General features: G+C 50.5%; 24 protein-coding genes and 1 tRNA gene. 14 read left to right on the top strand and 11 right to left on the bottom strand.

Annotated features, from left to right (window positions below):
* Positions 1-167 precede the first annotated feature (167 nt).
* Positions 168-917 (top strand): MipA/OmpV family protein, encoded by a 750-nt coding sequence (locus EH228_RS01625; protein ID WP_152319957.1) that lies wholly within the window; start codon positions 168-170, stop codon positions 915-917.
* Between the two features lie 85 nt (positions 918-1,002).
* Positions 1,003-1,854, top strand: a complete 852-nt coding sequence (locus tag EH228_RS01620) for an aldo/keto reductase (RefSeq protein ID WP_152319956.1) — start codon at positions 1,003-1,005, stop codon at positions 1,852-1,854.
* Between the two features lie 150 nt (positions 1,855-2,004).
* Here EH228_RS01620 and EH228_RS01615 read toward each other — a convergent pair whose 3' ends face one another.
* Both EH228_RS01615 and gapA read right to left on the bottom strand, forming a co-directional pair.
* Complete coding sequence (locus tag EH228_RS01615) at positions 2,005-2,883, bottom strand: D-hexose-6-phosphate mutarotase (RefSeq protein ID WP_152319955.1); 879 nt, start codon at positions 2,881-2,883, stop codon at positions 2,005-2,007.
* A gap of 67 nt (positions 2,884-2,950) precedes the next feature.
* Complete coding sequence (gapA, locus tag EH228_RS01610; protein WP_152319954.1) at positions 2,951-3,946, bottom strand: glyceraldehyde-3-phosphate dehydrogenase; 996 nt, start codon at positions 3,944-3,946, stop codon at positions 2,951-2,953.
* 339 nt (positions 3,947-4,285) lie between these two features.
* Between gapA and msrB the strand changes: the two genes are divergently transcribed.
* Both msrB and EH228_RS01600 read left to right on the top strand, forming a co-directional pair.
* Positions 4,286-4,696 (top strand): peptide-methionine (R)-S-oxide reductase MsrB, encoded by a 411-nt coding sequence (gene msrB, locus EH228_RS01605; RefSeq protein WP_152319953.1) that lies wholly within the window; start codon positions 4,286-4,288, stop codon positions 4,694-4,696.
* Positions 4,697-4,701: 5 nt separating this feature from the next.
* Entirely contained in the window at positions 4,702-4,980 is a 279-nt protein-coding gene (locus tag EH228_RS01600) for a YeaC family protein (RefSeq protein WP_152319952.1), read from the top strand.
* 105 nt (positions 4,981-5,085) lie between these two features.
* Here EH228_RS01600 and pncA read toward each other — a convergent pair whose 3' ends face one another.
* The 3 genes from pncA to sppA form a co-directional block, all read right to left on the bottom strand.
* Positions 5,086-5,700, bottom strand: a complete 615-nt coding sequence (pncA, locus tag EH228_RS01595) for a bifunctional nicotinamidase/pyrazinamidase (RefSeq protein WP_152319951.1) — start codon at positions 5,698-5,700, stop codon at positions 5,086-5,088.
* A gap of 10 nt (positions 5,701-5,710) precedes the next feature.
* Positions 5,711-6,730 (bottom strand): asparaginase, encoded by a 1,020-nt coding sequence (gene ansA / locus EH228_RS01590; RefSeq protein WP_152319950.1) that lies wholly within the window; start codon positions 6,728-6,730, stop codon positions 5,711-5,713.
* A 94-nt stretch (positions 6,731-6,824) separates the two neighbouring features.
* Positions 6,825-8,681, bottom strand: coding sequence for a signal peptide peptidase SppA (gene sppA / locus EH228_RS01585; RefSeq protein WP_152319949.1), 1,857 nt, complete (start codon positions 8,679-8,681; stop codon positions 6,825-6,827).
* Positions 8,682-8,876: 195 nt separating this feature from the next.
* On the opposite strand from sppA, the gene EH228_RS01580 reads away from it, so the two are divergent.
* Positions 8,877-9,428 (top strand): NAD(P)H nitroreductase, encoded by a 552-nt coding sequence (locus tag EH228_RS01580; RefSeq protein WP_152319948.1) that lies wholly within the window; start codon positions 8,877-8,879, stop codon positions 9,426-9,428.
* Positions 9,429-9,573: 145 nt separating this feature from the next.
* Positions 9,574-11,487, top strand: a complete 1,914-nt coding sequence (locus EH228_RS01575; RefSeq protein ID WP_152319947.1) for a DNA topoisomerase III — start codon at positions 9,574-9,576, stop codon at positions 11,485-11,487.
* Positions 11,488-11,548: 61 nt separating this feature from the next.
* Here the strand turns inward: EH228_RS01575 and xthA are convergent, their stop codons facing one another.
* On the bottom strand, positions 11,549-12,355 hold the full coding sequence (xthA, locus tag EH228_RS01570) for an exodeoxyribonuclease III (RefSeq protein ID WP_152319946.1): 807 nt from the start codon (positions 12,353-12,355) through the stop codon (positions 11,549-11,551).
* Between the two features lie 28 nt (positions 12,356-12,383).
* On the opposite strand from xthA, the gene EH228_RS20615 reads away from it, so the two are divergent.
* Positions 12,384-12,515, top strand: a complete 132-nt coding sequence (locus EH228_RS20615) for a hypothetical protein (protein ID WP_275065348.1) — start codon at positions 12,384-12,386, stop codon at positions 12,513-12,515.
* 39 nt (positions 12,516-12,554) lie between these two features.
* Here the strand turns inward: EH228_RS20615 and EH228_RS01565 are convergent.
* From EH228_RS01565 to EH228_RS01555, 3 genes are all read right to left on the bottom strand, one after another.
* Positions 12,555-12,639 (bottom strand) — tRNA-Tyr (locus EH228_RS01565).
* A 173-nt stretch (positions 12,640-12,812) separates the two neighbouring features.
* A complete protein-coding gene (gene purU / locus EH228_RS01560; RefSeq protein ID WP_152319945.1) occupies positions 12,813-13,661 on the bottom strand; it encodes a formyltetrahydrofolate deformylase in 849 nt (282 codons plus the stop codon).
* A 44-nt stretch (positions 13,662-13,705) separates the two neighbouring features.
* Positions 13,706-14,164, bottom strand: coding sequence for a YchJ family protein (locus tag EH228_RS01555; RefSeq protein ID WP_152319944.1), 459 nt, complete (start codon positions 14,162-14,164; stop codon positions 13,706-13,708).
* Between the two features lie 103 nt (positions 14,165-14,267).
* On the opposite strand from EH228_RS01555, the gene rssA reads away from it, so the two are divergent.
* The 5 genes from rssA to EH228_RS01530 all read left to right on the top strand — a co-directional run bounded on the left by rssA (position 14,268) and on the right by EH228_RS01530 (position 19,788).
* Entirely contained in the window at positions 14,268-15,200 is a 933-nt protein-coding gene (gene rssA, locus EH228_RS01550; protein WP_152319943.1) for a patatin-like phospholipase RssA, read from the top strand.
* 79 nt (positions 15,201-15,279) lie between these two features.
* Positions 15,280-16,293, top strand: coding sequence for a two-component system response regulator RssB (gene rssB, locus EH228_RS01545; RefSeq protein WP_152319942.1), 1,014 nt, complete (start codon positions 15,280-15,282; stop codon positions 16,291-16,293).
* Positions 16,294-16,490: 197 nt separating this feature from the next.
* Positions 16,491-17,399: a UTP--glucose-1-phosphate uridylyltransferase GalU gene (gene galU / locus EH228_RS01540; protein WP_152319941.1), complete on the top strand. Its 909-nt coding sequence runs from the start codon at positions 16,491-16,493 to the stop codon at positions 17,397-17,399.
* A gap of 26 nt (positions 17,400-17,425) precedes the next feature.
* On the top strand, positions 17,426-18,766 hold the full coding sequence (locus EH228_RS01535) for a UDP-glucose dehydrogenase family protein (RefSeq protein WP_152319940.1): 1,341 nt from the start codon (positions 17,426-17,428) through the stop codon (positions 18,764-18,766).
* A 14-nt stretch (positions 18,767-18,780) separates the two neighbouring features.
* The gene (locus EH228_RS01530; protein ID WP_152319939.1) at positions 18,781-19,788 is read left to right on the top strand and encodes an NAD-dependent epimerase; all 1,008 of its coding nucleotides are present in this window, start codon (positions 18,781-18,783) and stop codon (positions 19,786-19,788) included.
* Between the two features lie 123 nt (positions 19,789-19,911).
* Here EH228_RS01530 and hns read toward each other — a convergent pair whose 3' ends face one another.
* A complete protein-coding gene (gene hns, locus EH228_RS01525) occupies positions 19,912-20,319 on the bottom strand; it encodes a histone-like nucleoid-structuring protein H-NS (RefSeq protein ID WP_152319938.1) in 408 nt (135 codons plus the stop codon).
* A 442-nt stretch (positions 20,320-20,761) separates the two neighbouring features.
* Between hns and tdk the strand changes: the two genes are divergently transcribed.
* On the top strand, positions 20,762-21,376 hold the full coding sequence (gene tdk / locus EH228_RS01520; protein ID WP_152319937.1) for a thymidine kinase: 615 nt from the start codon (positions 20,762-20,764) through the stop codon (positions 21,374-21,376).
* 151 nt (positions 21,377-21,527) lie between these two features.
* Here tdk and adhE read toward each other — a convergent pair whose 3' ends face one another.
* Positions 21,528-24,197 carry a bifunctional acetaldehyde-CoA/alcohol dehydrogenase gene (gene adhE / locus EH228_RS01515; RefSeq protein WP_152319936.1) on the bottom strand — a complete coding sequence of 890 codons (2,670 nt, stop codon included), beginning with the start codon at positions 24,195-24,197 and terminating at the stop codon, positions 21,528-21,530.
* 492 nt (positions 24,198-24,689) lie between these two features.
* Here adhE and EH228_RS01510 point away from each other — a divergent pair, with 492 nt between their 5' ends.
* A complete protein-coding gene (locus EH228_RS01510) occupies positions 24,690-25,337 on the top strand; it encodes a YchE family NAAT transporter (protein WP_152319935.1) in 648 nt (215 codons plus the stop codon).
* The last annotated feature ends 354 nt before the right edge of the window (positions 25,338-25,691 follow it).

Raw genomic sequence — 25,691 nt, 5'->3', positions numbered from 1 at the left:
CTCGCTCTCCGAGGGAATACCGACGCCAGCGGGCATCGTTAACTTAAGATACAAAAGCGGTCTGGAGATGGTGGGTCAAGATCAAGCCCGTGTTAATGCTTAACCAAAAGTGGCTCAGGCGGTTAGAATGCCCGCGTTAATTGTTATATCTATTGGGGTGAATAATTGTGAACTATTTCAAAGTTAGCGCGCTTGCTGTACTTTTTTCTGTGGGGTGTTCTTCTGTTGTTGCGCAGGCTGCACCTTTAGGTGTGGGGGCGGCGGTTATCTACAGTCAAAGTCCCTATAAAGGCGGAGATGATCACTACCTGCCATTCCCAAATATTAATTATGACGGCGATAGCTTTTACATCCACGGTCTGCAGGGGGGATATTATCTGTGGAAAGACCCTGCAAACCAGCTTTCACTGACGATTTTAGGTTCGTCGCAGAATTTTAAACGGGGCGACACGAACAACAGACAGCTGAAACAGTTAGATAACCGACGCATGACTATGATGGGCGGTCTGGCATATCGGCATGTCGCTGAGTGGGGGATTGTGCGTACGATGATTGCTGGCGACATGCTGGATAACAGCGATGGTTTCCTGGGGGATATGGCCTACCTTTACCGTTTTCAGCAGGGGGCTTTCAGCCTGATACCGGGGATTGGTGTCCAGTACAATAGTTCAAATCAGAACGACTATTATTATGGTGTATCGTATGCGGAATCACGCCGTAGTGGACTTGAACACTATAAGGCCGGTGATAGCTGGAACCCGTATTTGGAACTGACGGCGAACTGGGCTATTAACCGGAGCTGGAATGCAACGGTGGGGGGACGTTACACCCGTCTGAGTAGCGAAGTGAAAGACAGCCCGATGGTAAGCAAGAGCTCACAGGCCTCCGTCTGGACCGGGCTCAGCTACACTTTTTAATTAAACACGGCTTAATGCACCAAAAAAGGGCGCTTTGCGCCCTTTTGCATAATAGTGGCGACCTGAAATGGTGCAGGAGGACTCAATGGTGAAATCGGTGAGATTGAGTGGCGACAGTGTATTACCGGCGATTGGCCAGGGGACCTGGTACATGGGAGAAAACGCCAGTCAGCGCCGACAGGAGGTGGCCGCATTGCAGTTTGGGCTCGATCAGGGACTGACGCTGATTGATACCGCTGAAATGTATGCCGAGGGAGGCGCGGAAGAAGTGGTCGGCGAAGCACTGCAAGGGCGTAGAGACCGAGCCTGGCTGGTCTCTAAAGTCTATCCCTGGAATGCGGGTTCGGTGGATGCGATGGCGGCTTGCGAACGTAGCTTGCGCCGCCTTAAGACCGATTACCTCGACCTGTATCTCTTGCACTGGCGTGGCAATGTACCGCTGGAAGAGACCATCACGGCCATGGAATCGTTGCAACAATCTGGGAAAATTCTGCGTTGGGGGGTCTCGAACTTCGACCGAGATGACATGGCGGAATTGTTGGCTGAAGAAGGCGGTCACGCCTGTGCTGCTAATCAGGTGCTTTATCACCTGGCCTCGCGCGGGATCGAATATGATCTTATCCCGGCTTGTCAGCAGTGGCAGATCCCGGTGATGGCTTATTGTCCGCTGGCTCAGGGCGGCAGGTTAAGGCGTGAACTGATGACGCATCCGCTCCTGCAACAGATTGCACAACAAAAGAGCATCAGTGTCGCGCAGTTATTGTTGGCGTGGGTTATTCGCAAGGACGGGGTCATTGCCATCCCGAAAGCCAGTTCCGTACAGCATGTGGCGGAAAATGCGGCAGCGCTGGAGGTTGTGCTAAACGCGGAAGATCTGGTGCTGATCAACCAGGCTTTCCCACCGCCTGAAAGTAAAATGCCGCTGGATGTAGTTTGAGACACGACCTTCACAGAAAAGATCGTGCCTGCAGGATACACCCGCGAGAGGAAAAGGTGATAACGACAGCGCATGGAACGGTCTGCCCACGGCATCGGGGGCGGACGCAATGCGGGGGCCCGATCTCCGGTCTCCCGCCGCCTGCAGGTATCAGGCTCTTTTACCGATCTGAATTGTGGTCGCCAGGCGTGAGGGGCTGCCGCTGACACTTTTCATCGGTGTGGAAATGCACGCAGTTTCAACGCAAACCATCGTTTTGTAACCATCATCGGCCATATCATCCATGCTGCATGACAATTCTGCGCCGGGATTCCACGTGACAACGTCACTATTATGCTGATGATAAACTTCCAGCGTCCGATTTCCGGCCTTATCGGTAATGACCGAGCAGGCTTCCGGCTGGGTATAAATGCGATCAATACGCTGTGGATAAGTTTGTCGGCCAGCATCTGAGGTAGCGATAACCCCGTTATTCACTTTATCAATGTAGCGGTTGCCCAGTCCGCTGACTTCCACGCCAGTGATATCTTCAACACAGAAGTAGCTGTGCAGGGCGGCAGTGGCTTCATAATCTCCGTGGGCCTCCAGCTCAATCTCACAGCGGTCGCTAAAGCGGAAGTGGGCGAACAGGGTAAAGTCATGGGGCCACAGTTTTTGGGTTTGTTCATTGCTTTCCAGCTTCAGCGTCAACGCCACGCTTTGTGCATTTTCATCATGTGCGGAAAGGGTCCACGGCAGACTACGGGCAAAACCATGCGCAGGCTGGCCCGCTGGCCCAAACCACGGCCAGCAGATGGGGACGCCGCCGCGAATTGCCTTGCCTGTCCGCCAGGCTGTTTTCTCACTCAACCAGATGACCGGTTTTTCACCACGGGGCTGCCAGGCGAGCAGATGGGCACCCTGCAACGCGACGGCGGCCCGGACATTGGGATGGACAATCACCAGCACCGGCAGGTCGCCGATGTTACGTTGCGAAAGATAAGGCGTTATTGGGTTGACCAGTGGAAGTGAAAAAATTTTTTCGTTCATCAGAAAACTTTCCTTTAGCGAAAAAAAAGGGCGACCAGTCGTCGCCCTCAGAGTCAGTTCACGGCGCTTATTTAGCGATGTGAGCAATCAGATCCAACACTTTATTGGAGTAACCTGTTTCGTTATCGTACCAGGAAACCAGTTTTACGAACGTGTCACTCAGTGCGATACCCGCTTTGGCGTCAAAGATAGACGTCAGTGCTTCGCCATTGAAATCGGTAGAAACCACTTCGTCTTCGGTGTAACCCAGTACGCCTTTCATTTCACCTTCAGAGGCGTCTTTGATAGCTTTACAAATTTCTTTGTAAGACGCGGGTTTAGCCAGGCGAGCAGTCAGGTCAACGACAGAAACGTTAGGTGTCGGTACGCGGAATGCCATACCGGTCAGTTTGCCATTCAGCTCAGGGATAACTTTACCTACTGCTTTAGCTGCACCGGTAGATGAAGGAATGATGTTCTGCGATGCGCCACGGCCACCGCGCCAGTCTTTGTGAGATGGACCGTCAACGGTTTTCTGCGTAGCGGTAGTGGCGTGAACCGTGGTCATCAGTGCTTCAACAATACCGAATTTATCGTTGATGACTTTTGCCAGCGGTGCCAGGCAGTTAGTGGTACAAGAAGCGTTAGAAACGATTTCCTGACCCGCGTAAGATTTGTGGTTTACGCCCATCACGAACATAGGCGTGGCATCTTTAGAAGGGCCGGTCATAACGACTTTTTTGGCACCCGCTTCAAGGTGTTTACGTGCTGTTTCATCGGTCAGGAAGATACCCGTTGCTTCAGCAACAACATCGACACCGATTTCATTCCATTTCAGGTTAGCCGGATCACGCTCAGAGGTAACACGGATGGTTTTGCCATTAACAACCAGGTGGCCGTCTTTAACTTCTACGGTGCCGTCGAAACGACCGTGAGTAGAGTCATATTTCAGCATGTAAGCCATGTACTCTGCATCCAGCAGATCGTTGATACCGACGATTTCAACGTCAGAACGCTGCTGAGCAGCACGGAAAACGATGCGACCGATACGGCCAAAACCGTTGATACCTACTTTGATAGTCATATATTCCACCAGCTGTTGTTAGTGAATAAAAAGTTGGCTGTAAAATTACAAAAACCTTATCAGACGTCAAGCGGAATCGCTTCAATCGTTGCGGCAAATCAAACCGTGAAGCAGGAATTATTGCACTGGAAGCGCCTTCCATGATGGCGACGAAACGTTGATATTGGGTCTCTCTGTCCGAATATAAAGGGGTGACGAATCCAATGAGTGATCTGGGTCACATTTTCATCTTCGGGTCAGTTTAAGGTATCATTTAGGAGGTAAAAACCTCCTGACCTTGTTAAGTATTTGTTAGAATAATAGCTGATATTTTCAGAATCACCCGCCGAGAGTCGTAAAATGGCTAATGACCTTAAGCATCAAATCTCAGAAACCGCGCTAAACGAAATGCAGCGCTATGTGACGCAACATCGTGGCACCGAACCGCCTTTCTCCGGCAAACTGCTGCATAACAAAGAGGACGGGATTTATCACTGCCTGGTGTGTAATGCGCCGCTGTTTCTTTCAACCAGCAAATACGATTCTGGCTGTGGCTGGCCAAGCTTTTACCAACCCTGGCAAGATGACGCTATAAAATATATTGAAGATAATTCACACGGAATGCAGCGGCTCGAAATCCGTTGCAGCAACTGCGATGCCCATCTTGGGCACGTGTTTCCTGATGGTCCGCAGCCAACCGGTGAGCGCTACTGTGTTAACTCCGCCTCGTTAAGTTTCACCGACAATGATGGCAATAATATTAAAGGGTAGTGGCGATGGAACTGGATCACATGATAGCCGCCATGACGCCGGAAATATACCAGCGTCTGGTTACTGCGGTCGAAACCGGTAAATGGGCGGACGGTGTGGCGCTGACCGCCGAACAGAAGGAAAATAGCCTGCAACTGGTGATGCTCTGGCAGGCGCGTCATAATGAGCAGCCTCAGCACATGAGTGTAGGGAAGGGAGGCGAGTTGGTAATGAAAAGTAAAAAGCAACTGAAGGAAGAGTTCGGTATTGCGGATGACAACGTCACTCATCTCCGGCTACAGTAAAATTCCTCCAGGAATAATGGACGCTAAAAAGGGCCGGAGTGGCCCCGTATTCCGGTTTATTGCGTGAGGGGCAAGGATACCCGCAAGGGTCAGGAACGGCAGAGATCACAGAATGACAGCGCCTTTAGCGGCCATATCAGCCAGCGCCTGCTCGCTGTCCCCGTTCTTCAGATTCACCCCCCGACAACCAGCAGAAATGACAGTGACGGCATATCCCAGCGCCAGCGCATCCAGTACACTGTATTTCACGCAGTAATCTGTTGCCAGTCCCATCACCGTCAGCGCGGTAATACCACGGTTTTTGAGTAACTGATCCAGCGCGGTCTGGTTACGGTGTCCGTTATCGAAGAAGGCGCTGTAACTGTCCACCTTCACATCCTGCCCCTTATAAATCCGATCGCTAATCCAGCGTTGCGCCAATGCCGGATGAAGTTCCGCGCCAGTACTATGCTGGATGCAGTGATCGGGCCACCATACCTGAGCCAACCCGTCCAGTTCTCCCTGAGTCCCTGCCGTCTGCCCGGCATTGGAAGCAAAACTACCGTGGTCAGCGGGATGCCAGTCCAGCGTGGCGATAACCGGCTGACCGCGCTGATAAAACTCGGCAGCGTACGGGTTAGCAATGGCGATAACCTCATCGCCCTGGTGGACCGCCAGGGCACCACCGGGACAAAAGTCATTTTGTAAATCAATCAGCAGCAACGCTTGTTGGGGGGTCATTATCGCTCTCTCACTTATCGTCCGGGGTCAGTTCACCACGCAGATTGATCTGCATTTGTTGGCGTATTTGTTCGCGGGTCAAATTCTGACTGAGCAGAAAGTGCAGCTTGGTCAATGCCGCTTCCACGGTTAAATCATAGCCACTGATCACGCCGGCCAGGGCAAGCGCGTTACCCGTGGCATAACCGCCCATGTTGACCTTACCCGACATACATTGTGTCAGATTAACCACGACGATGCCGCGGGTTGACGCTTCTTGCAATTCTTTGAGGAACGCCGGGTTCTGCGGCGCATTGCCGACGCCGTAAGAGCGCAGGATCAGGGCCTTGACCGGTTGACGCAGGAAGTTGCTTACCACATCCGCCGAGATACCGGGATAGAGTGTCACCACGCCGATCGGCTGCGGGGTAATGCTATGCACGGTTAACTCACCCTGGCCGGTGGGGGCTGACGGGGTATTCAGACGACGAATATGGATCCCGGCTTCCAGCAGCGGCGCAAGGTTAGGTGAGGAGAAAGCGTTGAAACCATCCGCATGGACCTTGGTCGTCCGGTTGCCGCGATACAGGGTATTGTTGAAGAACAGGGCGACTTCGTTGATTGGATAGTTAGCGGCAACGAACAGTGAATTCAGCAAATTTTGCTGCCCGTCAGAGCGCAGTTCCGCCAGAGGGATTTGTGACCCTGTCACGATGACCGGTTTGGCCAGGTTCTCCAGCATAAAGGAGAGCGCAGAGGCGGTGAACGCCATGGTGTCTGTACCGTGCAGGATAACAAAACCATCGTAATGATCGTAGTTGGCGCGGATATCATCCGCTATTGATTGCCAGTCCTGTGGGGTCATATCCGACGAGTCGATTAACGGCTGATACTCGTGGATAGTGAAGTCCGGCATTTCGGCTCGATGGAATTCAGGCATGTTCGCTAACTGGGTTTGCAGGTGTCCTGATACCGGAATATAACCATGGTCGGAACGTTGCATGCCGATGGTTCCGCCGGTATAGGCGACGTAAATTGATTTTTTATGCATTGAGTGACTCAGACTAGCCGAAAAAGCGGAAGTAGAAGTATAAGGGGAAAGTCAGGGAAAAGCAGCCCGACCAGACGCCGGGCTGTGTGTTACGTTATTTTACCTGTCCACAGGTAAGGCACATCGCATAGCGATTCTGTGGATCATTGAGGTTATCAAACAATCCTGGCTGGTTTTTCATTGCCGCCATGACGTCGAGCATGGGAGCGGGCAAGTACACTTTCAGCGCATCTGGCAGCGCAGCCCGGGCCGATGCGTCTATCTGGCTGAACAACATATCAATAAAGCTCGGTTGATCCTGATACCAGTTCAACTGCCATTGCGACAGTTTTGCCAGTGCTGCCGCTTTCGCTACGGCATCATCGAAGTCACCAAGCGCATCCACCAGACCATTAGCTTTGGCATCGCTACCGGTCCAGACATGCCCCTGGGCAATTTGATCAATTTGCTCAGGTGTTTTGCCGCGCGAGTTAGCAACAAGGGTCAGGAAGTTCTTGTAGCCATTTTCAATGCTCAATTGCATCATCTGTTGAACTTCCGGCGGCAGGGCCTTGGTGGTCGCCACATCAGCCAGTGGGGAGGTGGCGACGCCATCGGTATGCACGCCAATGGTGTCCAGCGTATTCTCAACGGTGTTGATCACGCCGAAGATACCGATTGAGCCGGTCAGCGTACTTGGACTGGCGATAATGTAGTTAGCCGGGGTGGAGATCCAGTAGCCACCTGATGCCGCCATACCTCCCATCGACACCACCACGGGTTTGCCGGCTTCTTTCGCCGCAGCCAGTTCTTCACGAATTGTTTCTGAGGCGGTCACGCTGCCACCAGGGCTGTTGACGCGAAACACAATGGCTTTGATTTTAGGATCCAGGCGCGCCTGACGAATTTCCATCGCGGTGGTATCACCGCCGACGCTGCCGGGGGTTTCATCGCCGTCCATGATCGCGCCGCTGGCCATGATCACGGCAATGTTGCCGTCGGTGGCATCATTATCCTTCACTTGATAATCGTAGATGCTGGTCCCGTTGAAATCATTTGCGGTTTTATCCCAGCCGAAGATTTTACTCATCTGTTGCTCCACCGCGGCGCGGGAAGCCAGTTCATCCACCAGATTATGCTCTTTCGCGTACTGAGCGGTATCACCGCCGACTTTCTGCAGGTCGACAAGTATCGCCTGAGCACCCGGGAACGCCTGCTCTGGGGTAATCTGGCGGTTAGCCGCGATGGTGTTGAGATAATTCTGCCACAACTCGCCAATCCAGCGACTATCAGCGTCTCGTGCCGCAGGTGACATATCATCGCGCAGGAACGGCTCTACCGCGGATTTATAAGTGCCAACCCGGAACACATGCGAGCTAATTTTCAGCTTGTCCAGCAAGGTTTTGTAGTAAAGCCCGTTAGTGGCGAAACCATGCAGATCGACCGTTCCCTGTGGGGAGAGATAGATTTTATTGGCGAAACTGGCAAGGTAGTATTGCGCCTGATTATAGCTGTCGCCAGTGGCGTAAATTTTCTTACCACTGTCGCGAAATGCACGCAGTGCTTTGCCGATATACTGCAGGGAAGGCTGATCGGCTCCAGTGAAATCGCGCAGGTCGAGGACCATACCGGTGATATTGGCATCATCTTTAGCCTGACGGATGGCATCCACTACATCAAAGAGCGAATTTTCCTTCAGGCGGTTGCTGCTGGTGCCCAGTAACTGGCGGCCAATCCTGTTGAGTTTATTACTGACCGAAGGCTTATCCACTACCGAGCCACTCAAGTCGACAATCAATGCGCCTTTTTGTGGTTCAACGGGTGCGTTGGATTTACTGAACTGGAAGTAGATCCCAATACAGACGAGGATCAGTAACACCAGGAACAGGTTAAGGATAAACTCTCGAACAAAATTCAGTAGTCGCCATGTCCATTTAAAAAAACCAGCGATCGCTCGCCACAAGATGCGCATATGCTCTCCATAATCGCGATAAAAAAAGCCTGTAGCGCCCATCGGTTAAAAAAACAGACGACGCAAAGCGGATAGTTGATAGACACATCCTAAATAGCAGGAGGAAAATTGTCAGCAGGAAAAATTGCAATGCTGTAACAAATCATCATCCTGTGCTAGTTTCGGCCAAATGAAAATGATTACCAGGAGTTAATTATGGATGCACTGGATTTAGTGGTTAACCGTCGTTCTGCATCGCGTTTAAGTGAACCTGCACCGGCAGGAGCGGCGCTGGAAAATATTTTGCGTGCTGGCATGCGCGCGCCGGATCACGGGGCGTTGCAACCGTGGCGCTTCATTATTATCGAAAAGGAAGGACGTGACCGTTTCAGCACGCTGCTGGAAACCGCCGCGCGGCATGATCGTATGGACGATAAAGCGATAGAAAAAGCGCAGCAATCACCGTTCAGAGCACCGATGATTATCACGGTGGTCGCCCATTGTGAAGCGCACCCCAAGGTTCCCCGCTGGGAGCAGATGGTTTCCGCTGGCTGTGCGGTTATGGCGATGCAAATGGCGGCGCTGGCCCAGGGCTTCAACGGTATCTGGCGCAGTGGCATCTGGACGGAGCACCCAACCGTACGCCAGGCTTTTAACTGTCGGGAACAGGATGCTATCGTCGGGTTTCTTTACCTCGGTACGCCGCAACTGAAAACTTCCACCACCGTCCTTCCTGCGGAAACGGCACCGTTTGTCAGTTATTTCTGAAAGACAAACCTCTGCATAATCGGCAGGGTTGTGTCCCGCGCAGCAATTTGTCGGGATATTGAGCGAACAGTCGGTGAGAGCCTTACCTCTGCCTGACAAAAACGCTACCATGACATTGCTAAACCTTGAAGGAAGTCACTGCCGGATGCGTTTGTTCATTGCCGAAAAACCCAGCCTCGCCCGCGCCATCGCGGATGTTTTACCTAAACCACATCGTCGGGGCGATGGCTATATCGTCTGCGGTAGCGATCATATGGTCACCTGGTGCGTGGGGCATTTGTTGGAACAGGCGCAACCGGACCGCTATAACAGCCGTTTTTCCCGCTGGTCGCTGGCCGATTTACCCATTGTGCCGGAAAAATGGCAATTGCAACCGCGGCCCTCGGTGGCGAAACAGCTCAAGGTGATCGAAGGGTTGCTTGAGCAGGCCAGCGAAGTGATTCATGCGGGTGACCCTGATCGTGAAGGACAATTGCTGGTGGATGAAGTGCTGGATTATCTGGCGCTGCCGCCGGAGAAGCGTGAAAAGGTATTGCGTTGCTTGATTAACGACCTCAATCCCTCGGCTGTCGAACGGGCTGTCGGGCGTCTGCGTGAGAATCGCGAGTTTATCCCTTTATGTGTTTCCGCGCTGGCCAGGGCGAGAGCCGACTGGCTGTACGGGATCAATATGACACGGGCTTATACGCTGCTCGGACGTAATGCGGGTTACGATGGTGTGCTCTCGGTGGGAAGGGTGCAAACCCCGGTATTGGGACTGGTCGTGCGGCGCGATGAAGAGATTGAGAATTTTGTGCCGAAAGACTTCTTTGAGGTCAAAGCGCACATTGTCACGCCGCAACAGGAGCGTTTTGTCGCACTCTGGCAGCCAAGCGACGCCTGTGAACCTTATCAGGATGAGGAAGGGCGCTTGCTGCATCGTTCGCTGGCGGATCATGTCGTGGGACGCATTGGCGGGCAGCCAGCGATGGTTACCCGCTACAATGATAAGCGCGAAAACGACACGGCTCCGCTACCATTTTCGCTGTCGAGCCTGCAAATCGAAGCGGCGAAACGCTTTGGCCTCAGTGCGCAGACGGTACTGGATACTTGCCAGAAACTCTATGAAACGCACAAACTGATTACCTATCCACGTTCGGATAGCCGCTATCTGCCGGAGGAGCATTTTGTCGGCCGACAGGCGGTTTTAAATGCGATAAACGCCCATCAGCCGGATTTGAACCCGCCAGCGGATTTCGATGTCGATCGGAAAAATCGTTGCTGGGATGATAAAAAAGTCGATGCGCACCACGCGATCATTCCGACAGCGCGCAGTAATCCAATCCGGCTGAGCGAGAATGAAAACAACATTTATCGTCTGATCGCCACCCAGTATTTGATGCAGTTCTGTCCCGATGCCGTTTATCGCAAATGCGTTATTGAGCTGAATATCGCGGGTGGCAAGTTTGTCGCTAAAGCGCGTTTTTTGGCTGAGGCGGGATGGCGGGCGTTGCTGGGCAGCAAGGAACGTGATGAGGAAAATGATGGCACGCCGTTGCCGGTGGTGACAAAAGGCGATGAACTGTTGTGCGAGCGGGGTGAGTTGATGGAAAAGCAAACTCAGCCGCCGCGTCCGTTTACCGATGCCACTCTGTTATCAGCGATGACGGGCATTGCCCGCTTCGTACAGGACAAAGATTTAAAGAAAGTCCTGCGAGCGACCGATGGCCTGGGCACTGAGGCGACACGCGCCGGAATTATTGAATTACTGTTTAAACGTGCGTTCCTGAGCAAGAAAGGGCGGTATATTCATGCAACCCCAGCCGGGCGAGCACTGATCCACGCGCTGCCAGAGATGGCCGCGCGACCGGACATGACGGCGCACTGGGAGTCCACACTGACTAAAATCAGTGAAAAACAATGCCGCTACCAGGATTTTATGCAGCCATTGATTGAGACGTTGCATAGTCTGATTGATCAGGCGCGAGTGCAGCCCACCGAACACGTATTTCGTGGGCTGCCGGCGGCGGAACCCCGACGCAAAGTGACAACCGCGAAAAAAACCAGGAAAACTGAATAATGGGGCGTCAGTCAGGCAGGCGAAGCTGTGTCATGCCTTCGCCTGCGTTCAGCCAGCGTGGTCAGAAACTGAACTGCGCCCAGACTGGCGCATGGTCAGACGGTTTTTCCATTCCGCGGATATCGTAGTCGATACCGGTCGCGACACAATGCCTGGCGAGGGGGGAACTGGCCAGCAGCAGATCTATCCGTAGCCCACGGTTGTCATCGAATCCTTTCGAGCGGTAATCAAACCATGAGAAACGATCATTGACGTCCGCATGCTGCATCCGCCAGGTGTCTACCAGTCCCCAGTTCATCAGACTCGCCATCCATTCACGTTCTTCCGGCAGGAATGAGCATTTTCCACTGCGTAACCAGCGCTTGCGATTCTCTTCTCCGATGCCAATATCGAGATCAGTTGCGCTAATATTCATATCGCCCATGATCAGCAGCAGGTTGTCGGCTTTTTGTTCCTGCTCAAGATAGTTTTGCAGATCACGATAGAATTTCTCTTTAGCCGGGAATTTGGTGGGATGGTCACGGCTTTCCCCTTGAGGAAAGTAACCGTTAATGACGGAGATATTGCCCTTCGGGCTGGGGATATCCACCATGATCAGACGACGCTGGGCATCTTCATCATCACCAGGGAAGCCCCGACTTACCCTAACCGGCTGCTCTTTAGTGAGCAGCGCTACACCATAGTGACCTTTTTGCCCATGAAAAAACACCTTGTAACCCAGTTTCTCGACCTCTTCCTGTGGGAACATGTCGTCGTGAACTTTCGTTTCCTGCAGACCAATAACGTCTGGTTGGTGCTGCTCAATGATGGCGGCAAGTTGATGAGGGCGGGCACGCAGCCCATTGATATTAAAAGAAACAAATTTCATTTCGTCGGCCACTTTGCGAGGAAAAAGTGTGGCGGATAGTAGCAGATGTGAAGTGGAACTAAAACTGAAAGATGGCTTGTTGACGCGAGTGATAATGGCAGTACAGCATCACGTTATGTTGACCCTGATGGGGAAAATCTACGTCCTGTGGGGGGAGTGAAATACGCTCGCCTGGCGCGGTCATACAGATGAATAATGATGGTGGTGGGGGAAGGATTCGAACCTTCGAAGTCGATGACGGCAGATTTACAGTCTGCTCCCTTTGGCCGCTCGGGAACCCCACCATGGGGCAATACGGACTGGCTAAAACATCCCAGCCTCGCTGCTGATCACTCAGGCGGGGCGCATCATATCAAATGAACTGAGACTGTAAAGCGAGGATTTCGCGCAGGCATATCGTTTGATGTTTTTTTATGCTAACTGCTGTTTTGTCGGGCAAAACAGCAGTCGTTTGCGTTTATAAAATAATAGTACGGTTGCCGTAGACAAATACCCGTTGCGCCAGCACCTGGTACAGGGCACGGCTCAGAACGTTTTTCTCAACATCACGACCCGCGCGCATCATATCTTCCGCGGTATAAGTGTGATCAACATGAATCACGTCCTGCATGATGATCGGTCCTTCGTCCAGGTTGTCATTCACGTAATGAGCGGTTGCGCCAATGATCTTCACCCCACGTTCGTAAGCCTGATGGTAAGGGCGAGCGCCAATGAAGGCTGGCAGGAACGAGTGATGAATATTGATTATCTGATTAGGATAACGCTGCACAAAAGCGGGGGTTAGCACGCGCATATATTTGGCGAGCACCACGTAGTCTGGCTGATAGCGATCAATCTCCCTCACCATATTGTTATCGTGTTCTTCACGGGTTAAGCCTTCATGGCTGACCAGGATAAACGGAATATCAAAGCGTTCGACCAGCGTGCGCAGCGTTTCATGGTTGCCAATGACGGCGGCGATCTCTACGTCCAGTCCGCCATAGGTGCTTTTCATCAGCAGGTCACCCAGACAATGGGCTTCTTTGGTGACCAGAATAACGATACGACGGCGACCCGCTGGATTCAGCTCACGGATAGCACCCGCAGGCAACGCGCCGTCTAAATCGGTGAGGAGCGTACTGTCGTTGAAGATGCCTTCCAGTTCAGTACGCATAAAAAAGCGTCCGGTACGATGATCGACAAACTCATTATTTTGTACAATATTCAGTTCGTGATTGTAACAAATATTGGTGATTTTAGCGATCAGGCCTTTTGCGTCCGGGCAAATAGTCCGTAAAACTTTTCGTTGCAGTGTTTGCGCTTGCATTGCGGTGGTAATCCTGTCGAGCAACTGGTGATCAGATGGGGCCGTTACTGGCCGCAGCATTTCTTAAATTTTTTGCCGGAGCCACATGGACACCGATCATTACGTCCAATTTCTGGGTATATTCCGTCAATATAATACCAGTGTTGCTCTTGTTGAATAAAGCGGGAACGTTCATAAATAAAGCTTTCTCGTTGGTTTTCAGAGAAACGGGCAAAAAATGTCACAAACCCCTCCGGTTTATCTGGCGATACATCCGTAGTGAGAATATGTAAACTGAGCCAGTTCGTTGCCGTAAAACTCTGCTTAATACTGGGGCTAAAACGTTGTGCATCGCAAGAAGGATGCCAGGTTTGTATCAGGTAATCCGCATCCTGGCGGACATAAGCCGTATAGCGGGAGCGCATTAACGCTTCCGGTGAGGGCGCAACCGCCACCCTGTTTAGATAGGGTTGGCAACATAGGCTATACTCCAATCCGCTACAGCATGGGCAAGAGTTTGACACGTTAGCTCCTGGGGTATTTGGTCATTGAAGTTTGTTTGGGCGTCATGGTAACTGAGAGGGATTAATGATGCCATTCGTTAGTCAGGCAAATACCAGAGGTTGAATGAGACAGGTTAAAATAGGACTGGCACTGGGGTCCGGTGCAGCCAAGGGATGGGCGCATATTGGCGTAATCAATGCGCTGGAAAAGGCTGGAATTCAGGTCGATGTGGTGGCCGGATGTTCTGTTGGTGCGCTTGTTGGCGCAGCCTGTGTCAGTCATCGTATGTCATTGTTGGAAAACTGGGTTCGTTCATTCAGCTACTGGGATGTCATCCGCTTGATGGATTTCTCATGGCGCCGGGGAGGGTTGCTCAGGGGAGAGCGTGTCTTCAATCATGTCCGTTGGTTGATAAAACATGACCTGATTGAGCAATGCGCTATGCCATTTGGCGTGGTCACGACCAACCTCAGTACTGGCAGGGAGCTCTGGCTTACCGAGGGCGATTTACATCAGGCTGTCCGGGCTTCATGTAGTATGCCAGGCCTGTTGGCGCCCGTCGCGTGGAATGGCTACTGGCTGGTCGATGGTGCGGTGGTCAATCCTGTTCCCATCTCCTTAACCCGGGCGCTTGGCGCTGATATTGTTATTGCGGTAGATCTCCAACACGATGCCCACTTGATGCAGCAGGAACTGTTGTCCGTAACGCCTCAGTCCACAGACACCGGGGAGGATGAATCCACGATAGCGGTAAACAGTTGGAGCGGCAGGCTGAAACAGAGTCTGGCCAGAGTCTCGCAGCGTAAGGTCAATCAGACGCCAGGCGCGATGGAAATTATGTCTACCTCTATTCAGGTATTGGAGAACCGCGTCAAGCGTAGCCGCATGGCGGGTGACCCACCCGATGTGCTGATCCAACCATTTTGTCCACAGATTTCCACGCTGGATTTTCATCGGGCGGAAGAAGCTATAGAAGCAGGAAAGCTCGCGGTGGAGAAGAAGATGGATGAACTTCTCCTGTTGGTCCGTCAACAAGAATGGTCAGGTGGGAAATGATCGTACATCAGGTAAATGTAAGAGGCGCAATTGTGGTTTATGAGCCACTATTGTGTTATCCGGCGTACAGGGGGGGATAATGGATAAACCATTAGGTGGAAAACACATTCTGATCGTTGAAGACGAAATCGTTTTCCGCTCTCTGCTGGATAACTTTTTGGATTCGCTTGGTGCGGTTATCACACTGGCAGATGATGGGCTTCAGGCCCTTGAGAAGATGAAATACCATTCCTATGATTTGATAATCTGTGATCTGGCGATGCCGCGCATGGATGGTATCAAGTTGGTCGGGCATCTGCGTAGCCATGGTAACGTCATTCCTGTCCTGGTCATCTCTGCCACGGAAAATATGGCGGATATCGCCCGAGTCCTGCGTCTTGGTGTGCAGGATGTATTGCTCAAACCACTCAACGATCTTGGACGTCTGCGTGAAGTGGTTTACGAATGTCTGTACCCATCAATGTTTACCTCTAAAGTTGAAGAAGACGAGCAACTCTTTCAGGACTGGGATGCGCTGGTTCGTGATCCGCAGGCGGCAGCTAAGTTGCTTAAACAGCTCCAGCCCCCGGTTCAGCAGACCATTGCCCATTGCCGTATTAATTATCGCCAGTTAACTATGGCGGAGCAACCCGGACTGGTACTGGATGTGGCGGCACTTTCTGAAAATGATCTGGCGTTTTATTGTTTAGATGTCACGAGGGCGGGAGATAATGGCGTTCTTGCCGCATTATTACTGCGCGCATTATTTAATGGATTGTTACAGGAGCAATTGTCGGGTCAGGCGCAGCGCCTGCCGGAATTAAATGGATTGTTAAAACAGGTCAATCTACTTTTGCGTCAGGCGAATCTACAAGGTCAGTTCCCTTTATTGGTGGGTTACTATCACCAGGGGTTAAAAAATCTGGTTCTGGTCTCTGCGGGACTCAATGCCACGCTGATTATTAATTCTCATCAAATACAACTCAGTAATGGTGTTCCTCTTGGCACGTTAGGCAGTACACATCTTAATCAGGTCAGCCAGAAATGCGACGCCTGGCAATGCCAGGTATGGGGCGCCGGAGGCAGATTGCGCCTGATGTTGTCCACGAATTGAGCATCCCGTCTTATTTTATCACTGGACCGGGAAGACAGGGCCAGTGATAAGTTTTACACTTAGGTAATAGTCTTAATTTACGTTGAAATGGTTTATTCAGGATAAATCCTTCAAGCTTCCACTGATATACTCAAGGCGTTTTTTAACTCGACATATCAAGTAATAGCTTGAACGACCTATTAAAGAGAGGTACTTAGATGTCTGCCTATAAGTCCAAAGTAAAAAAAGCGGTTATCCCGGTAGCGGGCTTGGGAACGCGAATGCTGCCAGCGACCAAAGCCATTCCGAAAGAAATGTTGCCGCTGGTCGATAAGCCGTTAATTCAATATGTCGTTAACGAGTGTATCGCTGCAGGGATCAATGAGATTGTGCTGGTCACGCACTCATCTAAAAACTCTATTGAAAACCACTTCGATACCAGTTTTGAACTGGAGGCGATGCTGGAGAAACGCGTTAAGCGTCAGTTGCTTGAAGAGATCCAGTCGATTTGTCCACCCCATGTCACCATCATGCAGGTTCGTCAGGGCCTGGCGAAAGGTCTGGGTCATGCGGTCATGTGTGCCTACCCAGTGGTCGGTAACGAGCCGGTTGCCGTTATCCTGCCAGACGTGATCATTGATGAGTATGAATCAAACCTGGCTAAAGATAACCTGGCCGAGATGATGCGTCGTTTTGATGAAACCGGTCACAGCCAGATAATGGTAGAGCCTGTTGACGATGTTACGGCCTATGGTGTGGTTGACTGCCAGGGTGCTGAGCTGAGCGCGGGACAGAGCGCCCCGATGGTGGGTGTGGTTGAGAAGCCTAAAGCGGATAAGGCCCCTTCTAACCTGGCCGTTGTGGGGCGTTACGTACTGTCGGCGGATATTTGGCCACTGCTGGCTAAGACGCCTCCAGGTGCGGGTGATGAGATCCAACTGACCGACTCCATCGCGATGCTGATGGATAAAGAGACCGTTGAAGCTTATCACCTGAAAGGCGTGAGCCATGATTGCGGTAATAAACTGGGCTATATGCAGGCTTTTGTCGAGTACGGAGTGCGTCATGATACGTTAGGCAGCGATTTTAAAGCGTGGCTGGAAGGCACTGTTGGCAATAAAAAATAAATTCAATTTCTAACCGAGACAATTCAATGAAAGTCACCGTATTTGGTATCGGCTATGTTGGTCTGGTTCAGGCTGCGGTTCTGGCCGAAGTCGGGCATGACGTTCTTTGCATCGATGTCGACGAAAATAAAGTCGAGAATTTAAAGAAAGGGATCATTCCTATTTATGAACCGGGTTTGACGCCTCTGGTGATGCAGAATTATGAGTCGGCCCGACTCAAATTTTCCACCAACGCGGAAGAGGGCGTGAAGCACGGTGTTATGCAGTTTATCGCTGTGGGTACGCCGCCGGATGAAGACGGGTCTGCGGACCTGAAATATGTTACTGCCGTCGCGCGTACTATTGCACAGCATATGGACGGTCATAAAGTCGTTATCGATAAATCGACCGTTCCTGTCGGCACGGCTGATCGTGTTCGCGCGGTGATGAGCGAGACACTGAAAGCACGCGGTGCGGATATTCCCTTTGATGTGGTCTCTAATCCGGAATTCCTCAAGGAAGGTGCGGCAGTGGCTGACTGCATGCGTCCTGAGCGTATTGTGGTGGGGACGGACAATGAAGACGTTGTTGAACTGTTACGTGAATTGTACGAACCGTTTAACCGTAATCACGATCGCATGATCCTGATGGATATTCGCAGTGCTGAGCTGACCAAGTATGCCGCTAACTGTATGCTGGCGACTAAAATCAGCTTTATGAATGAAATTTCCAACCTGGCTGAGCGCCTGGGTGCGGATGTCGAGAAAGTGCGTCAGGGTATCGGTTCTGATTCCCGTATTGGTTACTCGTTCATCTATCCTGGCTGCGGCTATGGTGGTTCATGTTTCCCGAAAGATGTGCAGGCGTTGATTCGCACGGCTGAACAAATTGGTTACCAGCCTCGTTTGCTGCAAGCGGTTGAGGATGTCAACAACGCACAGAAAACGAAGTTGCCAACCTTTATTAAACGTCATTTTGGCGATAATCTTCAGGGCAAAACCTTTGCGCTGTGGGGGTTGTCATTTAAACCCAATACCGATGATATGCGTGAAGCTTCAAGCCGTGTGCTGATGGAATCACTGTGGCAGGCGGGCGCCAGCGTTCAGGCTTTCGATCCGGAAGCCATGGACGAGGCTCAGCGCATTTATGGCAACCGCAGCGATCTGAAGTTGATGGGGACCAAAGAAGCCGCGTTACAGGGAGCTGATGCGTTGGTTATCTGTACTGAATGGCAGAATTTCCGCGCACCGGATTTTGACGTCATTAAACATGCGCTGAAAGAACCCGTGATTTTTGATGGTCGTAACCTGTATGATCCGGAGAGACTCAGCAAACGCGGTTTTGTTTATTATGCAATCGGCCGTGGTGCTTCTATTCAAATTGCATAATTGACGAGGGTAGTATGAAATTTCTGGTGACTGGCGTAGCGGGATTTATAGGCTTCCATGTAGCGGAACGCTTGCTCAACGCCGGTCACCAGGTTGTCGGCATCGACAACCTGAATGATTACTACGATGTCAAACTCAAGCTGGCCCGCCTTGATTTACTTAAACCGTATTCCGCATTTACCTTCATTCGGCTGGATCTTGCCGACAGAGAAGGGATAGCCACACTCTTTTGTGAGGGTGGATTCGAGCGGGTTATTCACTTGGGCGCTCAGGCGGGGGTCCGTTATTCGCTGGATAATCCGTTGGTTTATGCTGATGCTAACCTGATTGGCCATCTGAACATTCTCGAAGGATGTCGTCACAATAAGATTGGTCACCTGCTGTATGCGTCCTCCAGTTCGGTTTACGGTCTTAACCGTAAATTGCCATTCTCTACTGATGATTCAGTGGATCATCCAGTTTCACTGTATGCCGCGACCAAGAAAGCCAATGAGCTGATGTCTCATACTTATTCGCACCTTTACGGCATCCCAACCACAGGCTTGCGCTTTTTTACGGTGTATGGACCATGGGGGCGACCTGACATGGCACTGTTTAAATTCACCCGTGCAATGATCGCTGGAGAGCCGATCGATGTGTATAACAATGGTCAGATGCGTCGTGATTTTACTTATATTGATGATATTGCCGAAGCGATTGTCAGACTGCAAGATGTTATTCCGCAACCAGATGCCAACTGGACGGTAGAAGAGGGAAGTCCGGCGACCAGTTCTGCGCCCTACCAGATTTATAATATCGGTAACAGTCATCCGGTGACGTTAATGGATTATATTGCCGCGTTGGAAAAGGCATTGGGGATAACCGCGAACAAAAATATGCTGCCAATGCAACCGGGGGACGTACTGGACACCAGTGCGGATACGACCGCGTTGTATAACGCTATTAGATTCAGACCTCAGACCCGTGTTGATGAAGGGATTGCACGTTTCGTCAATTGGTACCGTTCGTTTTATCAGGTTTGATGGCCGGTAAATAAACAGGAAGAGAGAATGACTTTCTTTTTATGGGGTACAGATGAGAATAGGGCGTCGTAAATAAAAACCCCATCACAGAGACGGGGAATTTGCCAGTACCAGTCGGCAGGATTACAGCATGAAATCTTCCAGTTGTTTACCTTGTTCTTCAATTGCTTTTTTAATCACAGCGGGAGTACGGCCCTGACCAGTCCAGGTCCGGGTTTCACCATTTTCATCAACGTATTTATATTTAGCCGGACGGGCAGCGCGTTTTGTTTTCCCTTGTGCTTTGACCGTTCCGGTAGCGGACAGCAATTCATTAGGATCGATACCGTCAGCGATAAGCATTTCACGGTATTGCTGCAGTTTGCGGGTGCGCTCCTCGATTTCAGCCTGAGCCTGGCTCTCTTCTTCACGACGTTCATTAACCACAACTTCCAGTTTCTCCAGCATCTCTTCCAGAGTTTCCAGAGAACATTCTCGTGCTTGTGCACGCAGTGTACGGATGTTGTTCAAAATTTTAAGTGCTTCGCTCATATTCCTGATCTCAAAAATTATAATGGGAGTGGGATTGTTCTGCCTGATAATAATAGAGTGCGGCAATACGAACTGCAATAGTTAATTTTGTAAGGAATTCAGAATAACTAAGCATTCGCCAGGTGATTCAGCAGAATGACTATTAACATGACGAGGAATTAACATTTTCCGAATAAAATCCTTTATCATTCTGTCGCATCTGGATGCAGATAACATGTATCGATAACTTACAATACCAGCATAATAATTATCGTTATAAAAAAGAATTCTTTAAGTATTGGCTGGATAACTTTACGAAAAGTTAACCATTATTGGCAGGGTTGTTTGTGATTTTATGACCACTAAATGTCATTTATCGATGTCATTCCGTCCTCCTGCTGATGTGGAACTGTGGTACAATTTTTCTCAATCTGATATCACCTTTTCCCTGGAGTGAAGCCTGATGGCCCAGCTTTATTTCTATTATTCCGCGATGAACGCGGGTAAGTCCACCGCCTTACTACAGTCATCATATAACTATCAGGAGCGCGGTATGCGCACGCTGGTCTATACCGCAGAAATCGATAATCGCTTTGGTTCTGGTAAGGTTAGTTCACGCATTGGCCTTTCTTCTCCCGCTAAATTGTATAATAACAATACTGCACTTTTTGCTGAAATTAATGCTGAGCATCAACGTGAACCCGTTCACTGCGTGCTGGTCGATGAATGCCAATTCCTCACCCGAGATCAGGTCAAGGCATTATCTGATGTTGTTGATAATCTCGATATACCGGTGCTGTGTTATGGTCTGCGTACTGATTTTCGTGGGGAATTATTCGGTGGAAGCCGGTATTTACTGGCATGGTCCGATAAGCTGGTTGAATTAAAAACAGTGTGTCACTGTGGCAGGAAAGCCGGGATGGTATTAAGGCTGGATGAAAAAGGCGCACCTTTTAAAGATGGTGAACAAGTTGTTATCGGTGGTAATGAGCGTTATGTTTCGGTTTGTCGCAAGCATTACAAGATGGCAATAGAGCAGGGGTGCATACGGGCAGTGCATGGTGAGCGTGAGGGATAAACAGGCTGGCAGGTCATGCCGATAATGTATTATTTCACCCGCCCGAGAATTGCCAGTCCATCACAAATACAATTGTAGATGTTTGTTATATTCTCTTACAGCTGGACATAATAAAAAACCCGCCTTTGGCGGGTTTTTTATTATCACTACTTTACTTTTTAACTTTCTTTTCCACTTTCTTCGTCTCAACCGCGATGGCGACATCGGAAAAAGGCTCGGAATACTCGCGACCATAGAAGGTATCGAGCATGATTTGCTTCAACTCGGCAATCAGTGGGTAACGAGGGTTAGCGCCAGTACACTGGTCATCAAAAGCATCTTCCGCCAGTTTGTCGACTTTCGCCAGGAAGTCGGCTTCCTGAACACCGGCTTCACGGATAGACTTAGGAATACCCAGTTCAGCTTTAAGTCCTTCCAGCCACAGCAGCAGTTTTTCAATTTTTTGTGCGGTGCGGTCGCCCGGGGCGCTCAGGCGTAAATGGTCGGCAATCTCAGCGTAGCGGCGGCGTGCCTGCGGACGATCATACTGGCTGAATGCGGTTTGCTTCGTCGGGTTGTCATTCGCATTGTAGCGAATGACATTACTGACAAGCAGAGCATTAGCCAGCCCGTGTGGGATATGGAACTCGGAACCCAGTTTATGGGCCATTGAGTGACAAACCCCCAGGAAGGCGTTAGCGAAAGCGATACCCGCGATAGTCGCCGCATTGTGCACGCGTTCACGGGCGACCGGATTTTTAGCACCTTCGTTGTAACTGGCTGGCAGGTTTTCCTGCAACAGTTTCAGTGCCTGCAACGCCTGACCGTCAGAATATTCATTGGCCAGTACTGAGACGTAGGCTTCCAGCGCATGGGTCACCGCATCCAGCCCCCCAAAAGCACACAGAGACTTAGGCATGTTCATTACCAGATTGGCATCAACAATGGCCATATCCGGGGTCAGAGCATAGTCGGCCAGAGGGTATTTCTGACCGGTGGCATCATCGGTGACGACCGCAAATGGTGTCACTTCAGAACCGGTGCCGGAAGTGGTGGTGATGGCGATCATTTTGGCCTTCACTCCCATTTTCGGGAACTTGTAGATACGTTTACGGATATCCATAAAGCGCAGTGCCAGTTCTTCGAAAGCGGTTTCCGGATGTTCGTACATCACCCACATGATTTTAGCGGCATCCATCGGTGAACCACCACCCAGGGCGATAATCACATCAGGTTTGAAGGAATTCATCTGTTCCGCCCCTTTGCGCACAATACTCAGCGTTGGGTCGGCTTCCACTTCGAAAAACACTTCCGTTTCGATACCGTGTGATTTCAACACGGTCACCACCTGATCGGCATAGCCGTTATTAAACAGGTAGCGGTCGGTCACGATAAACGCGCGTTTGGCACCATCGGTAGCCACTTCTTCCAAAGCAATAGGCAGGGAACCGCGACGGAAGTAGATGGATTTGGGAAGTTTATGCCACAACATATTCTCTGCTCGCTTAGCCACGGTTTTCTTGTTGATCAGATGTTTAGGTCCGACATTTTCAGAAATGGAGTTGCCACCCCAGGAACCACAGCCCAGCGTTAGCGATGGTGCGAGTTTAAAGTTGTACAGGTCGCCGATCCCCCCCTGTGATGCCGGGGTGTTGATCAGAATACGTGCTGTCTTCATCCTGTCGCCGAAGAAGTTCACGCGTTCACGTTCATTATCCTGGTCAGTATACAGACAGGAGGTATGACCGATACCGCCCATCGCCACCAGTTTCTCCGCTTTACTGACCGCGTCTTCGAAATCTTTCGCGCGGTACATTGCGAGCGTAGGAGACAGTTTTTCATGGGCAAAAGGTTCAGATTCGTCGACCAGTTTCACTTCACCAACCAAAATTTTGGTGTCCGGTGGCACAGTGATGCCGGCAATCTCGGCAATTTTCACCGCAGGTTGACCTACGATAGCGGCATTTAACGCACCGTTTTTCAGAATGATGTCCTGAACCGCTTTCAGTTCTTTGCCCTGCAACAGGTAGGCGCCATGGCTGGCAAAACGCTCGCGAACGGCATTATAAACCGAGTCAACCACGATAACCGACTGCTCGGATGCGCAAATAACGCCATTATCAAAGGTTTTGGACATCAAAATCGACGCCACAGCACGTTTGATGTCGGCCGTTTCATCAATCACGACCGGTGTGTTGCCCGCACCCACCCCAATGGCTGGTTTTCCGGAGCTGTAAGCGGCTTTCACCATGCCCGGGCCACCGGTGGCGAGGATCAGATTAATATCCGGGTGATGCATCAGTTGATTAGAAAGCTCGACGGAAGGGACATCAATCCAGCCGATAATATCTTTTGGCGCACCGGCTGCAATCGCGGCCTGCAGTACGATATCAGCGGCTTTATTGGTTGCATCTTTCGCGCGGGGATGTGGTGAGAAAATAATACCATTACGGGTTTTCAGGCTAATTAGCGCTTTAAAAATGGCCGTAGATGTTGGGTTGGTGGTTGGGACGATGCCGCAGATTAATCCTGTTGGTTCGGCGATGGTGATGGTGCCGAAAGTCTCATCAGTGCTAAGGATGCCGCAGGTTTTTTCGTCTTTATAGGCATTATAGATGTATTCGGAGGCGAAATGGTTTTTGATGACTTTGTCTTCAACAATCCCCATTCCCGATTCGGCTACGGCCATTTTTGCCAGCGGGATGCGGGCATCGGCAGCGGCCAACGCGGCGGCGCGGAAAATCTTGTCTACTTGCTCTTGAGTGAAATTGGCGTATTCGCGTTGTGCTTTTTTAACACGTTCAACCAGTGCGTTAAGTTCAGCAACATTAGTAACGGCCATAATGCTCTCCTGATGAAAGTTTAAACTCTATTAGTAAACAAGCCAGAATTAACGAGTATAGCCACAGGTTGTTGATGTGCTGTTAAGGTCGTGTGACTTTACTACAATTATCTAAAATAACTTTTACAGGTTTACTGAAAGAGTCTCGGCGCGATTTCCTGTGCCGGAAGTGCGAACATCACCACCAGGACCATTTGTTATGACGGATCTTACCCATTATGGAGTAATCTAATTTTGATCTGAGTCATCTTTACCCAAAGCTGACTCCTTTCAGCTTAAGGTTTTTAGCCGCTTTGCTTGTTTACCCATAAGTATTATTATTCTTTTAGTAATACAAAAAGAGTGATCTGCTAATAATTTTAAATAAAGTGCCTTGTATCACTGCCAATACGCTTGAAAAATAGCTGAAAATTTCTTCTTTTATGCATGGTAACAGCGAGAGTTTTCAATTAAATTAGCTGCCTGTTAATTAAGCCCGTTCAGGAGCTCAGTGTGAACCCGGCACTTTTCGATCTGTCCGTATATATCAAATTTTTCGTTGGGCTGTTTGCCCTGGTCAACCCGTTTGGCATTATTCCGGTTTTTATCAGTATGACCAGCAGCCAGGTGCCAGCGGCGCGTAACAAAACCAATCTGACGGCCAATCTTTCGGTGGCTATCATTCTGTGGACCTCGCTGTTTTTGGGCGACCTCATACTGAAATTCTTTGGTATATCGATTGATTCATTCCGTATTGCCGGGGGCATTCTGGTGGTGACCATCGCGATGTCGATGATCAGCGGCAAGTTGGGAGAAGATAAACAGAATAAGCAGGAAAAATCGGAAACGGCGATTAGAGAGAGTATTGGCGTGGTCCCACTGGCTTTGCCGTTGATGGCTGGACCGGGGGCGATCAGTTCGACCATTGTCTGGAGTAGCCGTTACCACAGTTGGCAGAATTTACTCGGTTTCAGTCTGGCGATTGCGCTGTTTGCCTTCTGTTGCTGGCTATTGTTCCGTGCCGCGCCATTGATGGTACGGGCGCTTGGGCAAACCGGTATTAATGTTATCACCCGAATCATGGGGCTACTGCTGATGGCGCTGGGTATCGAATTTGTGGTCACCGGCATCAAGGCCTTGTTCCCCGGACTGGTTAACTGAATCGCTATTCCTGCGAGACTTCAGATCGTGGTGCGTTGACGGCGTCCAGTCAGTCATACGGCTTAGCCGCATAAACACATCGGTTGCCCTCCTTTGTTGGGGGGAGTTGCTCTGAAAACCCCTTTCTCTGAGATCTGCGCCGGCGCCATTCGACACCCCGCATTAGGCGTTTTGTCCTGCTTCCCGGTATTCCTATCTCACTAAAAAAACACTGATAAATCGTATAATCTGCGCTTTTTTTCTATTTATTGAAAAGTTTTGCACACATATGGTGCAATAAGATTTTTTTTCGATCTATAAAGGTGCAATTATTCGAGTTACTTAACAATCGATTGCTATTATCAATGTAATTAC

Origin of the sequence: Erwinia endophytica (genome assembly GCF_009295515.1) — a bacterium.
Classification (GTDB): Bacteria; Pseudomonadota; Gammaproteobacteria; order Enterobacterales; family Enterobacteriaceae; genus Erwinia; species Erwinia endophytica.
This window is presented reverse-complemented; position numbering and strand designations above follow the sequence as displayed.

What these genes read in the sequence shown, in the direction of transcription:
- purU (WP_152319945.1), bottom strand. Translation starts at nt 13,661, where the DNA reads ATGCAAGCGCAAACACTGCAACGAAAAGTTTTACGGACTATTTGCCCG.
- xthA (WP_152319946.1), bottom strand. Translation starts at nt 12,355, where the DNA reads ATGAAATTTGTTTCTTTTAATATCAATGGGCTGCGTGCCCGCCCTCAT.
- EH228_RS01615 (WP_152319955.1), bottom strand. Translation starts at nt 2,883, where the DNA reads ATGAACGAAAAAATTTTTTCACTTCCACTGGTCAACCCAATAACGCCT.
- pncA (WP_152319951.1), bottom strand. Translation starts at nt 5,700, where the DNA reads ATGACCCCCCAACAAGCGTTGCTGCTGATTGATTTACAAAATGACTTT.
- ansA (WP_152319950.1), bottom strand. Translation starts at nt 6,730, where the DNA reads ATGCATAAAAAATCAATTTACGTCGCCTATACCGGCGGAACCATCGGC.
- EH228_RS01620 (WP_152319956.1), top strand. Translation starts at nt 1,003, where the DNA reads ATGGTGAAATCGGTGAGATTGAGTGGCGACAGTGTATTACCGGCGATT.
- galU (WP_152319941.1), top strand. Translation starts at nt 16,491, where the DNA reads ATGTCTGCCTATAAGTCCAAAGTAAAAAAAGCGGTTATCCCGGTAGCG.
- tdk (WP_152319937.1), top strand. Translation starts at nt 20,762, where the DNA reads ATGGCCCAGCTTTATTTCTATTATTCCGCGATGAACGCGGGTAAGTCC.
- msrB (WP_152319953.1), top strand. Translation starts at nt 4,286, where the DNA reads ATGGCTAATGACCTTAAGCATCAAATCTCAGAAACCGCGCTAAACGAA.
- EH228_RS01600 (WP_152319952.1), top strand. Translation starts at nt 4,702, where the DNA reads ATGGAACTGGATCACATGATAGCCGCCATGACGCCGGAAATATACCAG.
- gapA (WP_152319954.1), bottom strand. Translation starts at nt 3,946, where the DNA reads ATGACTATCAAAGTAGGTATCAACGGTTTTGGCCGTATCGGTCGCATC.
- hns (WP_152319938.1), bottom strand. Translation starts at nt 20,319, where the DNA reads ATGAGCGAAGCACTTAAAATTTTGAACAACATCCGTACACTGCGTGCA.
- rssA (WP_152319943.1), top strand. Translation starts at nt 14,268, where the DNA reads ATGAGACAGGTTAAAATAGGACTGGCACTGGGGTCCGGTGCAGCCAAG.
- rssB (WP_152319942.1), top strand. Translation starts at nt 15,280, where the DNA reads ATGGATAAACCATTAGGTGGAAAACACATTCTGATCGTTGAAGACGAA.
- sppA (WP_152319949.1), bottom strand. Translation starts at nt 8,681, where the DNA reads ATGCGCATCTTGTGGCGAGCGATCGCTGGTTTTTTTAAATGGACATGG.
- EH228_RS01535 (WP_152319940.1), top strand. Translation starts at nt 17,426, where the DNA reads ATGAAAGTCACCGTATTTGGTATCGGCTATGTTGGTCTGGTTCAGGCT.
- EH228_RS01530 (WP_152319939.1), top strand. Translation starts at nt 18,781, where the DNA reads ATGAAATTTCTGGTGACTGGCGTAGCGGGATTTATAGGCTTCCATGTA.
- EH228_RS01580 (WP_152319948.1), top strand. Translation starts at nt 8,877, where the DNA reads ATGGATGCACTGGATTTAGTGGTTAACCGTCGTTCTGCATCGCGTTTA.
- adhE (WP_152319936.1), bottom strand. Translation starts at nt 24,197, where the DNA reads ATGGCCGTTACTAATGTTGCTGAACTTAACGCACTGGTTGAACGTGTT.
- EH228_RS01575 (WP_152319947.1), top strand. Translation starts at nt 9,574, where the DNA reads ATGCGTTTGTTCATTGCCGAAAAACCCAGCCTCGCCCGCGCCATCGCG.